This window comes from Luteimicrobium xylanilyticum, from assembly GCF_009429125.1.
GTDB lineage: Bacteria > Actinomycetota > Actinomycetes > Actinomycetales > Cellulomonadaceae > Luteimicrobium > Luteimicrobium xylanilyticum.
Window position 1 is genome coordinate 1805840 of sequence record NZ_CP045529.1, and the last position, 12305, is coordinate 1818144.

At 74.0% G+C, this 12305-nt stretch carries 14 protein-coding genes; 9 read left to right on the forward strand and 5 right to left on the reverse strand.

What is annotated here, in order from left to right:
* Positions 1-64: 64 nt before the first annotated feature.
* The 3 genes from fabG to KDY119_RS07970 all read left to right on the forward strand — a co-directional run bounded on the left by fabG (position 65) and on the right by KDY119_RS07970 (position 2188).
* Complete coding sequence (fabG, locus tag KDY119_RS07960; RefSeq protein WP_036950461.1) at positions 65-799, forward strand: 3-oxoacyl-ACP reductase FabG; 735 nt, start codon at positions 65-67, stop codon at positions 797-799.
* A 79-nt stretch (positions 800-878) separates the two neighbouring features.
* Positions 879-1655 (forward strand): enoyl-ACP reductase FabI, encoded by a 777-nt coding sequence (fabI, locus tag KDY119_RS07965; protein WP_036950458.1) that lies wholly within the window; start codon positions 879-881, stop codon positions 1653-1655.
* 14 nt (positions 1656-1669) lie between these two features.
* Positions 1670-2188: a SixA phosphatase family protein gene (locus KDY119_RS07970; protein ID WP_036950456.1), complete on the forward strand. Its 519-nt coding sequence runs from the start codon at positions 1670-1672 to the stop codon at positions 2186-2188.
* A 227-nt stretch (positions 2189-2415) separates the two neighbouring features.
* On the opposite strand, the gene serB is transcribed toward KDY119_RS07970, so the two are convergent.
* Complete coding sequence (serB, locus tag KDY119_RS07975; RefSeq protein ID WP_227994567.1) at positions 2416-3090, reverse strand: phosphoserine phosphatase SerB; 675 nt, start codon at positions 3088-3090, stop codon at positions 2416-2418.
* A 35-nt stretch (positions 3091-3125) separates the two neighbouring features.
* A complete protein-coding gene (locus KDY119_RS07980) occupies positions 3126-4364 on the reverse strand; it encodes a glucose-1-phosphate adenylyltransferase (RefSeq protein ID WP_153022168.1) in 1239 nt (412 codons plus the stop codon).
* 78 nt (positions 4365-4442) lie between these two features.
* Here KDY119_RS07980 and glgA point away from each other — a divergent pair, with 78 nt between their 5' ends.
* Both glgA and KDY119_RS07990 read left to right on the forward strand, forming a co-directional pair.
* Positions 4443-5687: a glycogen synthase gene (gene glgA, locus KDY119_RS07985; protein WP_153022169.1), complete on the forward strand. Its 1245-nt coding sequence runs from the start codon at positions 4443-4445 to the stop codon at positions 5685-5687.
* Complete coding sequence (locus tag KDY119_RS07990; protein ID WP_227994568.1) at positions 5684-6106, forward strand: NUDIX hydrolase; 423 nt, start codon at positions 5684-5686, stop codon at positions 6104-6106. Before glgA ends, KDY119_RS07990 begins: the two co-directional genes overlap by 4 nt.
* Positions 6107-6153: 47 nt before the next feature.
* Here KDY119_RS07990 and KDY119_RS07995 read toward each other — a convergent pair whose 3' ends face one another.
* On the reverse strand, positions 6154-6957 hold the full coding sequence (locus tag KDY119_RS07995) for a hypothetical protein (RefSeq protein WP_153022170.1): 804 nt from the start codon (positions 6955-6957) through the stop codon (positions 6154-6156).
* A gap of 27 nt (positions 6958-6984) precedes the next feature.
* Between KDY119_RS07995 and KDY119_RS08000 the strand changes: the two genes are divergently transcribed.
* The 3 genes from KDY119_RS08000 (at position 6985) to KDY119_RS08010 (ending at position 9722) form a co-directional block, all read left to right on the forward strand.
* Complete coding sequence (locus KDY119_RS08000) at positions 6985-7770, forward strand: ABC transporter ATP-binding protein (RefSeq protein ID WP_036950454.1); 786 nt, start codon at positions 6985-6987, stop codon at positions 7768-7770.
* 126 nt (positions 7771-7896) lie between these two features.
* Complete coding sequence (locus KDY119_RS08005; RefSeq protein WP_036950452.1) at positions 7897-8379, forward strand: NfeD family protein; 483 nt, start codon at positions 7897-7899, stop codon at positions 8377-8379.
* Positions 8380-8456: 77 nt separating this feature from the next.
* Positions 8457-9722, forward strand: a complete 1266-nt coding sequence (locus KDY119_RS08010; RefSeq protein WP_153022171.1) for an SPFH domain-containing protein — start codon at positions 8457-8459, stop codon at positions 9720-9722.
* Between the two features lie 24 nt (positions 9723-9746).
* On the opposite strand, the gene KDY119_RS08015 is transcribed toward KDY119_RS08010, so the two are convergent.
* Together KDY119_RS08015 and KDY119_RS08020 are read right to left on the reverse strand one after the other, a co-directional pair.
* A complete protein-coding gene (locus KDY119_RS08015) occupies positions 9747-11030 on the reverse strand; it encodes an RNA polymerase sigma factor (protein ID WP_227994569.1) in 1284 nt (427 codons plus the stop codon).
* Positions 11012-11386, reverse strand: a complete 375-nt coding sequence (locus tag KDY119_RS08020) for a YciI family protein (protein WP_036950447.1) — start codon at positions 11384-11386, stop codon at positions 11012-11014. Before KDY119_RS08020 ends, KDY119_RS08015 begins: the two co-directional genes overlap by 19 nt.
* Positions 11387-11563: 177 nt before the next feature.
* Here KDY119_RS08020 and KDY119_RS08025 point away from each other — a divergent pair, with 177 nt between their 5' ends.
* A complete protein-coding gene (locus KDY119_RS08025; RefSeq protein ID WP_153022172.1) occupies positions 11564-12256 on the forward strand; it encodes a TetR/AcrR family transcriptional regulator in 693 nt (230 codons plus the stop codon).
* Positions 12257-12305: the final 49 nt, after the last annotated feature.

The following is a 12305-nucleotide window of genomic DNA, read 5'->3' on the forward strand; positions in this document are numbered from 1 at the left end:
CGGCCGGCGGGGCACCCGGCCGGCGGCTGGGCCCCACCGACCCCGACGATCGAGCGGAGCAGCAGTGAGCGAGACGACGAACCACGCGACCCCGGAACCCCGCACCGTGGTGGTCACCGGCGCGAACCGCGGCATCGGCCGCGCCATCGCGGAGCGTTTCGTCGCCCAGGGCGACCGGGTGGCGACCATCTACCGGGGCGGCGACCTGCCCGACGGCGTCTTCGGCGCCGTCGCCGACGTGCGCGACTCCGACGCCGTGGACGCCGCGTTCACCCAGATCGAGGCCGAGCTCGGCCCGGTCGAGGTGCTCGTCGCGAACGCGGGCGTGACCAAGGACGGCCTGCTGCTGCGCATGCGGGACGAGGACTTCACGGACGTCCTCGACGTCAACCTCACGGGCACCTTCCGGTGCGTGCGGCGTGCGTCGAAGGGCATGATCAGGCTGCGCCGCGGCCGCATCGTCCTCATCTCGTCCATCGTCGGGCTGTACGGCGGACCCGGCCAGGTCAACTACGCCTCCTCCAAGGCCGCGCTCGTCGGCATGGCCCGCTCGATCACGCGTGAGCTCGGCGGCCGCGGGATCACGGCGAACGTCGTGGCACCCGGCTTCATCGAGACCGCGATGACCGCTGAGCTCACGGGCGCCCGGCAGACCGAGATCAAGGCGCAGATCCCCGCGGCCCGCTACGGCACGGCGCAGGAGGTCGCGGGCGTCGTCGCGTTCCTCGCCTCCGACGACGCGGCCTACGTCAACGGCGCGGTGATCCCCGTCGACGGTGGCCTCGGCATGGGCCACTGAACCACCCCAACCTCCTCGACCCGCCCGGCCGGGCCCGCCCCGGTACGCTCAGGTCGAGCCTTCTGTAGAAAGGACACCGATGGGCCTGCTCGACGGCAAGAAGATCCTCGTGACGGGAGTCCTCACGGACGCCTCGATCGCTTTCCAGGCTGCGCGTCTCGCGCAGGAGGAGGGCGCGACCGTCCTGCTCACCTCGTTCGGCCGCCAGGCGAAGCTGACGCAGGCGATCGCCAAGCGCCTGCCCGCCGAGGCGCCGGTGCTCCAGCTCGACGTCCAGGACGCCGACGACCTGGCGAACCTCGACGCCGCGGTGCGCGAGCACGTCGACTCGCTCGACGGCGTCGTGCACTCGATCGGGTTCGCGCCGCAGTCCGTGATGGGCGGGAACTTCCTCGCGGCCGAGTGGGCCGACGTCGCGACCGCGCTGGAGATCTCGGCGTTCTCGCTGAAGTCCCTCGCCGTGGCGACGCAGCAGCTCCTCAAGGACGGCACTCCCGGCGGCTCGGTCGTGGGCCTGACCTTCGACGCGACGCTCGCCTGGCCGGTGTACGACTGGATGGGCGTCGCGAAGGCGGCCTTCGAGTCGACCGCACGCTACCTGGCGCGCGACCTCGGTCCCGACAACATCCGCGTCAACCTCGTGTCGGCCGGGCCGATCAAGACGGTCGCCGCGAAGTCCATCCCCGGCTTCGAGAAGCTCGACGCCGAGTGGCCCGAGCGCGCCCCGCTCGGCTGGGACAACTCGACCGCCGAGCCCGCCGGCCGCGCGATCGCCGCGCTCCTGTCCGACTGGTTCCCCGCGACCACGGGCGAGATCGTGCACGTGGACGGCGGCTTCCACGCGATGGGCTCCTGAGTGAGGTCGGCCGCGTGACCGGCCCCGCACGTCGCCTCGTCCTGCTCCGCCACGCCAAGGCGGAGCCCGCCGGCTCCGGCCCCGACCACGCACGCCCGCTGGCGCTGCGTGGTCGGGCGCAGGCGGCCACGGTCGGACAGACGCTGGCGGCGTCCGGGCTCGTGCCCGACGTCGTGCTGTGCTCGTCCGCGCTGCGGACCCGGCAGACCTGGGACCTGGTCGCCGGTCGGCTGCCCGTCGCACCGAGCGTCACCGTCGACGACGCCCTCTACGAGCTCACGGTGCGGGGCCTGCTCGCGGTCGTGCACGAGCTCCCGGACGCGGCCCGGACCGTCCTCGTCGTCGGCCACGAGCCGACCATGGGGGCGGCCTCGGCGTTCTTCGCCGGCCCGGACTCCGACGCGGGTGCGCTGGCGCTCGCCCGTGTCGGTCTCCCGACGGGCGGCTACGGGCTGCTCGAGGCCGACGACTCGTGGTCCGGCTGGGACCGGGGGAGCGCGAGCCTGCGCTACGCCGGACGCCCCGCCGACTGAGGGCCGAGCGCGACCCAGCGGCCCGCGGAGACCACGGTGGCGACCTCACGCCCACCCGGACGAGGTCGGGCAGCGAGGAAAGCAGGTCGGCGAGCCTCGACGCCCGCATCCGGTGCGCGAGAGAGGTCGCGTCACCGCCGGACGTGAGCAGGAACCTCATGACGGCCTCCGGGTCGACGGGCCCTGGCGTAGCTGCTGACGCATCGTGCCGCCCGGACCCGTCGGCCCTACGTGGAGGGCGCGTCCGTGCGGGCGTCGGCCGCGTCGACGACGGCCAGGACCTCGTCGAGGCGCCCGTCGACGGCGTAGGGCGCCTGCTCCTTCACGACCGGCTTGGCGCGGAACGCGATCCCGATCCCGGCGGCGCCGATCATGTCGAGGTCGTTCGCACCGTCGCCGACGGCGATCGTGTCGGCCATCGGGACGTCGAGCTCGGCCGCGAGCTCGCGCAGCGCGCGCTCTTTCGCGGCGCGGTCGACCACGGGGCCGACGGTGCGGCCCGTGAGGCGGTCGCCCGAGACCTCGAGCCGGTTCGCCCGGAAGAGGTCGATGTCGAGCGCTCGCGCGAGCGGCTCGACGACCTCCGCGAACCCGCCGGACACGAGTGCCACGACCCAGCCGCGCCGGTGCGCCTCGGCGACGAGCTCGCGCGCGCCCGGCGTGTGCGTCGCCGACGCCCGGACGTCGTCGAGCGCGGAGACCGGGACCCCCTCGAGCGTGGCCACGCGCTCGCGCAACGACGCCGCGAAGTCCAGCTCGCCGCGCATCGCCCGCTCGGTGACCGCGGCGACCTGCTCGCGCGTGCCCGCGTGGTCCGCGATGAGCTCGATGACCTCCTGCTCGATGAACGTCGAGTCGACGTCCATCACGAGGAGGCGGCGACGGTGGGCGGTCTCGGGCACGGGGCTCCTCGGGAGGTCGGCCGTCTCAGGCGGCGCTAGTCGATGACCGTCCCCTTCGGGACGACCGTGATGCCGGACGCGGTCACGGTGAACCCGCGGGCGCGGTCGGCGTCCGGGTCGAGACCGATGCGTGCCCGCGCGCCCACGACGACGTTCTTGTCGAGGATCGCGCGGTGCACCTGCGCGTGGCGGTGCACCTGGACGCCGTCCATCAGGACGCTGTCCGACACGGACGACCACGAGTGTAGGTGGACGCCGGGGGACAGCACGGAGCCGACCACCGTCGCGCCCGACACGAGCACGCCCGGCGAGACGATCGAGTCCGCCGCGTGGCCGAGACGTCCCGGGCCGGCGTGCACGAACTTCGCCGGCGGCAGGCCCGTGTAGCCCGTGAACAGGGGCCACTCGTCGTTGTAGAGGTTGAAGACCGGGTTGATCGAGATGAGGTCCTTGTTGGCGTCGAAGTACGCGTCGATCGTCCCGACGTCGCGCCAGTAGTTCCGGTCGCGGTCCGTCGAGCCGGGCACGTCGTTGTCGATGAAGTCGTAGACGCCGGCGGTCCCGCGCTCCACGAAGTACGGCACGATGTCGCCACCCATGTCGTGCGCGGAGTCGTCGTTCGCGGCGTCGCGGGTCACGGCGTCGACGAGCGCGTCCGCGTCCGCGACGTAGTTGCCCATCGACGCGAGGACCTCGCCGGGGGAGTCGGCCAGCCCGACGGGGTCGGTCGGCTTCTCGAGGAAGGCGCGGATCCGTCCGGGCTGGTCGGGGTCGACGTCGATCACGCCGAACTGGTCGGCGAGCGCGATCGGCTGCCGGATCCCCGCGACCGTGAACTCGGCGCCCGACGCGACGTGCGCGTCGACCATCTGGGAGAAGTCCATCCGGTACACGTGGTCCGCGCCGACCACGACCACGATGTCGGGGCGCTCGTCCTCGATGATGTTGAGGCACTGGTAGATCGCGTCGGCGCTGCCGAGGTACCAGTGTTTCCCGACGCGCTGCTGTGCCGGCACCGGCGCGACGTAGTTCCCGAGCAGCGGCGACATCCGCCACGTCTTGGAGATGTGCCGGTCGAGGCTGTGCGACTTGTACTGCGTGAGCACGATGACGTGCAGGTACTGCGAGTTGATGACGTTCGACAGCGCGAAGTCGACCAACCGGTAGATCCCCCCGAAGGGGACGGCGGGCTTGGCCCGCTGGGCCGTCAGGGGCATCAGCCGCTTGCCCTCGCCACCGGCGAGGACGATCGCGAGGACTCGCTTCGTCGCCATGGCTGCACCCTACGGTCTTTCGTGCGGCTACGTGCGGCGACGGCCCGCCGCCGCCGGACGGCACGCTAGGTTGTCGCCATGCGCGTCGACCTGCTCTCCCGTGAGTACCCCCCGAACGTCTACGGCGGCGCCGGTGTGCACGTCGCGGAGCTCTCGCGCGTCCTCGCGCGTCGGCTCGACGTCCGGGTGCACGCCTTCGGCCCCGGCGACCCGCTGCGCGTGGCCGCCCAGGCGGGGCCGGGGGAGCCCGTCGTCACCCGCTACGGCGTGCCGGCCGAGCTCGCCGACGGCGACGCGGCGCTCGCGACGTTCGGCGTCGACCTGCAGATGGCCGGGAACCTCGCCGGGACCGACCTCGTGCACTCCCACACCTGGTACGCGAACCTGGCCGGCCACCTCGGGTCGCTCCTCACCGGGAGGCCGCACGTCCTGTCGGCGCACTCGCTCGAGCCGCTGCGGCCCTGGAAGGCCGAACAGCTCGGCGGCGGGTACGCGCTCTCGAGCTGGGCCGAGCGGACCGCCTACGAGTCCGCCGCAGGCGTCATCGCCGTGAGCGCGGGCATGCGTGCCGACATCCTGCGCGTCTACCCGGCGGTCGACCCGGACCGCGTCCACGTCGTCCACAACGGGATCGACCTGGACGGTTGGCAGCGCCCGGGCACGCCGGCCGAGCTCGCCACGGCGCGTGCCACGGTCGAGCGGCTCGGCATCGACCCCGACCGTCCGACCGTCGTGTTCGTCGGGCGGATCACCCGGCAGAAGGGGCTGCCCTACCTGCTCCGCGCGGCCGAGCGCCTGGCGCCCGAGGTGCAGCTCGTCCTGTGCGCCGGCGCGCCCGACACCCCCGAGATCGCCGCGGAGGTCTCGTCCGCCGTCGCCCGTCTCGCGACCGAGCGCACGGGCGTCGTCTGGATCGAGCAGATGCTGCCCCGCGACGAGCTCGTCGCCGTGCTCGCGGCGTCCACGGTCTTCGTGTGCCCGTCCGTGTACGAGCCGCTCGGCATCGTCAACCTCGAGGCCATGGCCGTCGGCCTGCCCGTGGTCGGCTCCGCGACCGGTGGCATCCCCGAGGTCGTCGACGACGGCGTGACCGGGCTCCTCGTCCCGATCGAGCAGGCGGACGACGGCACGGGCACCCCGCTCGACCCCGAGCGGTTCGTGACCGACCTCGCGGACGCGCTGACCGCCGTCGTCCTCGACCCGGAGCGCGCCGCGGCCATGGGTCTCGCGGCGCGGCGGCGCGTCGAGGAGCACTTCTCCTGGGACGCGATCGCGGACCGTACCGTCGCCGTCTACGAGCAGGTCCTGGAGGAGGCGCGGTGAGCGTGCCGGACCTGCCGGACCGGCCGGTGATCCGCGTGGCGGCGGCGGTCGTCACCGACGACGCCGGACGCTACCTCCTCGTCCGCAAGCGCGGCACCACGGCGTTCATGCAGCCGGGCGGCAAGATCGAGCCGGGCGAGGACCCTCGCGCTGCGCTCGTCCGCGAGCTCGCGGAGGAGATCAGCGTCGTCGTGCCACCCGACGCCCTGGTCCCGTGGGGCACGCGCCACGCGCCCGCGGCCAACGAGCCGGGCCACGCGCTCGTCGCCGAGGTCTTCGCGGTGCGTGGATCGCTCGAGCCGCGCCCGGCCGCCGAGATCGAGGAGCACGTCTGGGTCGACCCGGCGGCCGCGGCCGACGTCGAGCTCGCCCCGCTCACGTGCGACCTCCTCGCGGCGGCCGCACGACCGCCGAAGTAGGCCCCGCGGGAGGACTGCTCCGCGAGGTCGTCTTCGCGAGGCCGGCGTCAGCGCAGGTGGAGCGTCGCGGCCTCGAGCGCCCGACGCGCGGCCTCGCCCACCTGGTGCAGGGCCGCGCCGCGCTGGTCGGACTGCCACACGTTGACCGCGCCGCCGTCGTCGACGGTGGCGAGCTCGACGATGGTCCGCAGCCGGACGGCCTGGGACAGCGCGCGCACACGGCGCGGGTCGAGGGCCGCGGGCACGCTCGCGCCGAGGTCGACGGGGGAGCGGAGGCGGGCGATCGCGTCGGCGGCGTCCTCGCGCCAGCTCGCGACGTCGAGGGAGTCGAGCGCCTCGGTCGCGGTGACGAGGGCGGTCCGCAGCTCCCGCTCGGCGTCCTCGACCGTGCCGACGGCGCCGAGCACGCGGGTCTGCCACGGGTCCACCTCCACGACGTCCCACCGGACGAGGTGGCCGGGCTCGAGGTCGCTGCCGAACCTCCGGACCTCGGGGACGGCCGCGAACGCGCGACCACGGCGTTCCACGAGGACGCACTCGCCCGCCTCGACGGCCGCGTGCGACACGGCGGCGGGGACGGCCGCCGCGCGCCCGGCCTCGGGCAGGAGCGCCACGACGGCGTCGGCCCCGGCCCACGCGGCGAGCAGGGTGCCGACGCCGTTCGGCGGGCCGTCGGCGTCCCGGGCGGCGCGCTCGTCCTCCGGGTCGAGCCCGGTGACCTCGTGAGGCTCGTCGTCGCCCTGGACCAGGCGTGCGGCCCGGGTCCGGGCGTCGGTGTCGCGGGGCCCGAAGGCCAGCCAGAGGGCGAGGAGCGTGCTCCTCGCGAGGGCGGGTGGCGTGTACGGATCCATCGCGCCCAACCTATAGGGTCGGATGCCATGAGCTGGGTTCTCGACCTGTCCGACATCACCGTCCGCCGCGGGGCCAAGACGATCCTCGACGGGGTCGACTGGAAGGTCGCGGAGGGCGAACGCTGGGTCGTCCTGGGCCGCAACGGCGCCGGCAAGACGACGCTCGTCCAGATCGCCGCGGGGCGCATGCACCCGACGTCGGGCCGGGCGACGATCCTCGACCAGGAGCTCGGCAAGACGGACCTGTTCGAGCTCCGCCCGCGGGTCGGGCTCGCGAGCGCGTCGCTCGCGGATCGGATCCCGGGCTCGGAGAGCGTGCTCGACGTCGTCCAGACGGCGGCGTACGGCGTCACCGGCCGCTGGCGCGAGGCGTACGAGGACCTCGACACCGAGCGCGCTCACGACCTTCTGAAGCTCTTCGACGTGGACCAGCTCGCGGACCGGACGTTCGGCACGCTCTCGGAGGGCGAGCGCAAGCGCGTGCAGATCGCGCGGTCGCTCATGACGGACCCCGAGCTCCTGCTGCTCGACGAGCCGGGTGCCGGCCTCGACCTGGGTGGGCGCGAGGAGCTCGTGCGCGCGGTGTCGGAGCTCGCGAGCGACCCGTCGTCGCCGGTCCTGGTCCTCGTCACGCACCATGTCGAGGAGATCCCGCCCGGCTTCACCCACGTCCTGCTGCTCAAGGACGGCGCGGTGCACGGTGCCGGCCCGCTCGAGGAGGTGCTCACGTCGGACAACCTGTCGTCGGCGTTCGGGCTCTCGCTCGTGGTCGCGCACGGCGGGGGGCGCTGGGTGGCGCGCGCGGCGCGCTGACGGACCCGCCGAGGCCCCGAAGGAGGGGGTGCGCCGACGTCGGAGATTTGGTAAAGTCCGGGCAAAGGTATCGAGGTCACGCGTTCGAGGTCGAACCGGTGACCGACCGCTCGGAAGGGGGAGGCCATGGAGTGGCTCTGGTGGATCGGCGCGGCGCTCCTGTTCGCCGTCGTCGAGGTCGTGACCCTGAGCTTCGTGCTGATCATGTTCGCAGGCGGCGCGCTCGTCGCTGCGATCGCGTGCGCGTTCGGTTGGCCGTTCTGGGCGCAGGTCGTCGTGTTCGGCGCCGTCTCGACCTTCCTGCTGCTGACCTTCCGCCGGTACCTCGTCCACCGGTTCCGCACGTCGACGCCGGTGGCCCGCACCAACGCGGACGCGCTCGTCGGGCGTGAGGCCGTGGCGATCGCGGAGGTCAGCGAGTCCGACGGCCGGGTCAAGCTGGGCGGCGAGGTGTGGACCGCCCGCGTACCGCGAGGCGCCGGCGCCGTCGCCCAGGGCGAGCACGTGCGCGTCGTCCGGATCGACGGCGCGACCGCCGTCGTGGAGCCGCTCGCCCTCGGTACCGGCACCACCGACGTGCCCGGTCCGGCGGTCACCGGCGGTTCCTGACCCGGTCCGCCCGACCGCCCCGTCCGCCCCACCGCCCCGCACCACACGACCGCACGACCCACAGTGGAAGGACCCGCATGAACGACCCCTCGGCCGGGACGATCGTCGTCTGGATCGTCATCGCCCTCATCGCGATCTTCGTGATCGTCTCCTTGGTCAAGGCGGTGCGCATCGTGCCGCAGGCCGTCTCGCTCATCGTCGAGCGCCTGGGCCGCTACTCCCGCACCCTCGACGCCGGCTTCCACCTCCTCGTGCCGTACGTGGACCGCGTGCGCGCGGGGGTCGACCTGCGTGAGCAGGTCGTGTCGTTCCCGCCGCAGCCGGTGATCACGAGCGACAACCTCGTCGTGAGCATCGACACCGTGATCTACTTCCAGGTCACCGACCCGAAGGCCGCGGTCTACGAGATCGCGAACTACATCACCGCGATCGAGCAGCTCACCGTCACCACGCTCCGCAACGTCATCGGTGCGATGGACCTCGAGCAGACGCTGACGAGCCGCGACCAGATCAACGGACAGCTCCGTGGCGTCCTCGACGAGGCGACCGGCAAGTGGGGCATCCGCGTGAACCGGGTCGAGCTCAAGTCCATCGACCCGCCCGCGTCGGTGCAGGGCTCGATGGAGCAGCAGATGCGTGCCGAGCGCGACCGTCGCGCCACGATCCTCACGGCCGAGGGCGTCAAGCAGTCCCAGATCCTCACGGCCGAGGGCGAGAAGCAGTCCAACATCCTGCGGGCCGAGGGTGAGGCGCAGTCCGCGATCCTGCGGGCCGAAGGTGAGGCGCGCGCCATCCTCCAGGTCTTCGACGCCATCCACGAGGGCGACGCCGACCCGAAGCTGCTCGCGTACCAGTACCTGCAGATGTTGCCGCAGATCGCGAACGGCACGTCGAGCAAGCTCTGGGTCGTGCCGACCGAGTTCACGGCGGCGCTCGGATCGATCGCCAAGGGCTTCGGCGGCGAAGGCGGTCCGGTCGGGCCGGCGGGTGGCCCCGACGAGGGTGGACCCGAGGGCCGTGCCCCGCGCCCGCGCGTCGAGCGCGAGCGTCCCGCCCTCGGTGAGCAGGCGCTGACCGACCCGGCTGAGGCGCTGGCCGAGGCCCGGCGCCAGGCCGAGGCGGCGACGGCCGACGCGACCAGCGCCGGGACCCAGTCCGGTATGCCGTTCGACCCGGGGGCCGAGCGGGGCCAGCGTCCGGGCGGCGGCACGGTTCCGCCCGCGTCCGGTCAGCGTGGGGTCGACCCCCGCCCCCTCGGTGGCGCGACGCCGCCACCCGCCCCGCCGACCGGACCCGGCACCGGCGGCCCGGCGGGGGAGCAGGGCCCCGACGCCCAGCAGTGACCGCACGTCGCTAGACCACGCCGCTCACGCGTCTCGAACGCCGTCTCGCGCCGCTCCTCCCAGGGCCGCGTGGCGGCGTTCGAGGTAGCGGCGTGACGGCACGTCCGTCGTCAGGTCGACGGCGCGCGCGAGCGCCGCGCCGGCAGCGTCGTCCCCGGCCGCGGCGAGCAGGTCCGCGCGCGTCGCCCAGTAGGGCTGGTAGGCGCGGCCGGGCTCGGCGAGGACGTCGAGCAGGTCGAGGCCGGAGCGTGGGCCTTCGACCCGGGCGGTCGCCGCGGCCAGGGCGACCCGCCCGCCCAGGGTCGGCGCGACGTCGACCAGCGCCCGGTGGAGCCGCAGGACGGCGCCCCGGTCCGTGCGCCCGGTCCGGGCCCGGGCGCAGTGGGCGGACTGGAGCGCCGCCTCGAGCTGGAACCGCCCGGGCGTGCCGCGCCCGTGCGCGAGGCGCAGCAACCCCTCGCCCTGCTCGACCAGGTGTGCGTCCCACAGCCGGGTGTCCTGCTCGTCGAGGGGGACGAGGACGCCGTCCACGACCCGGGCGCCGAGCCGCGCGGACGACAGGCACAAGAGCGCTGCCAGGCCGAGCGCCTCGGCGTCGTCGAGCAGGGACGCGAGAACGACAGCGAGCTCGCGGGCCTCGACGGCGAGCGACTCGCGCACCCGCGGACCGGCCGTGCGCGACCACCCGACGGTGTAGGCGCCGTAGACGGCCTCGAGGACCGGCGGTAGTCGGCGCGGGAGCTCGGCGCGCTCCGGCACGCGGAACGGGACACGGGCGTCGCGGATGCGGCGCTTCGCACGTACGAGGCGCTGCGCCATGGTCGCCGTCGGCACCGCGAACGCCGCCGCGACGCGGGAGGCGTCGACCCCGAGGACCGTCTGGAGCATCAGCGGCGCCCGGACGCCCGGGTCGATCGCCGGGTGCGCGCAGACGAACATGAGCTCGAGCCGACGGTCGGGCAGCGCGTCGGGGTCGGTCTCGTCGGGGAGGGTGCCGGACGAGGCGGGCGCCACGGCGTCGCCGAGCGGACGAGACGTCCGCCGCGCGGCGGACCGCAGCAGGTCGAGCGTTCGCCGGCGGGCGACGCGGTGCAGCCACCCGGCCGGGTTCCGGGGCACGCCGGCCGAGGGCCAGGTCCGCAGAGCGCGTTCGACTGCGTCGGCGAGCGCGTCCTCGGCGAGCGTCAGGTCGCCGCACCAGGAGGCGAGCAGAGCGAGCAGCCGCCCGTACGACGCGCGGACCGTGCCCTCGAGGGCGGTCCGCGCGTCGGGTGCGGCGGTGGGCGGCATCAGGTCGAGGGCACCCATGCGCCGGACTCCACGTAGGTGGCGCTCGGTCGGACCTCGACGTGGCCCCACGTGACCGAGGGCGCTCTCTCCGCCCAGGCGAGCGCGGCGTCGAGGTCGGGCACGTCGATGACGAACTGGCCCCCGAGCTGTTCGTGCGTGTCGGCGAAGGGGCCGTCCTGGACGCGCAGCGTGCCGTCGGCCGCGGTGAGCGTCGTGCTGGCCGAGGACGGCTGCCAGACCTCGCCCGAGACGAGCACGCCCGCGTCGTCGAGGTCGCGGGCGTAGGCCTGGAACGCGGCCTGGCCCTCGTCGAGGGCCTCACCGAGATCCTCGGAGGGGCGCTCGGGGTAGTGGAGCAAGATGGCGTAGCGCATGGCATCTCCTTCTCGTGGTGCGGCGTGCTCCTGCGGCCCTGTGACGATCGTGGCGCCGCTCGATCGACAGCGCGCGACGTCTCTCCCCGTCTGACGAGGCTTGTTCGCTCTGGGCGAACACCCGGTCATGACATGTGTCACTTGTGAGTGAGTGCTCACTCACTTAATGTCGAAGGCGTGACCGACACCGACACGAGCCTCGAGCCGCCGGCCGAGGCGGCCGGGTCCGGGCGCAGCGGCCGTGCCGCGCCCCTCCCGCCCGACGAACGCCGCGCCGCGATCCTGCGCGCCGTCCGGCCCGTGCTGCTCGAGCGGGGTGTCGCCGCGACGACACGCGAGCTCGCGGAGGCCGCCGGCGTCGCGGAGGGCACCCTGTTCCGTGTCTTCTCCGACAAGCTCACGCTCATCGCTCAGGCGGCGTTCGTCGCGGCCGACCCGGCCGACGCCGTGCCGGAGCTCGACGCGATCCCACGGAGCCTGGCGCTGCGCGACCGGCTCGTGGCCGTCATGGAGATCGGGCTCGCCCGGATCGAGACCACCATGCGGTGGTTCGGGATCCTCCACGAGCTCGGCCGCATCGACCCGCGCCCGGAGGCCGAGCGCGAGGCCGCAGGCCGCGACGGCTGGGCGCAGTGGATGCAGCGCCAGACCGAGGGCGAGGCCGAGGTGCGCGCCGCCGTCGATCGCGTCTTCGGCCCCGACCCGGGCCTGCGAGTGAGTCGTGACCGCGCGTTCGAGCTCTTCAACGTGCTGCTTCTCGGCACCACCATGCGGGTGATCGACGCGCGCCGCCGGGGCACGGAGGTCGAGCCGGTCGACCCGTCCGAGCTCGTCGCACTCTTCCTCGACGGCGTCGCGCGCCGCACCTGACACCGCACCGGCCCCCCCGAACCGGAACCACCTCGCCCGACCGACCTTG

What these genes read in the sequence shown, in the direction of transcription:
- fabI (WP_036950458.1), top strand. Translation starts at nt 879, where the DNA reads ATGGGCCTGCTCGACGGCAAGAAGATCCTCGTGACGGGAGTCCTCACG.
- KDY119_RS07980 (WP_153022168.1), bottom strand. Translation starts at nt 4,364, where the DNA reads ATGGCGACGAAGCGAGTCCTCGCGATCGTCCTCGCCGGTGGCGAGGGC.
- glgA (WP_153022169.1), top strand. Translation starts at nt 4,443, where the DNA reads ATGCGCGTCGACCTGCTCTCCCGTGAGTACCCCCCGAACGTCTACGGC.
- KDY119_RS07995 (WP_153022170.1), bottom strand. Translation starts at nt 6,957, where the DNA reads ATGGATCCGTACACGCCACCCGCCCTCGCGAGGAGCACGCTCCTCGCC.
- KDY119_RS08000 (WP_036950454.1), top strand. Translation starts at nt 6,985, where the DNA reads ATGAGCTGGGTTCTCGACCTGTCCGACATCACCGTCCGCCGCGGGGCC.
- KDY119_RS08005 (WP_036950452.1), top strand. Translation starts at nt 7,897, where the DNA reads ATGGAGTGGCTCTGGTGGATCGGCGCGGCGCTCCTGTTCGCCGTCGTC.
- KDY119_RS08010 (WP_153022171.1), top strand. Translation starts at nt 8,457, where the DNA reads ATGAACGACCCCTCGGCCGGGACGATCGTCGTCTGGATCGTCATCGCC.
- KDY119_RS08015 (WP_227994569.1), bottom strand. Translation starts at nt 11,030, where the DNA reads ATGGGTGCCCTCGACCTGATGCCGCCCACCGCCGCACCCGACGCGCGG.
- KDY119_RS08020 (WP_036950447.1), bottom strand. Translation starts at nt 11,386, where the DNA reads ATGCGCTACGCCATCTTGCTCCACTACCCCGAGCGCCCCTCCGAGGAT.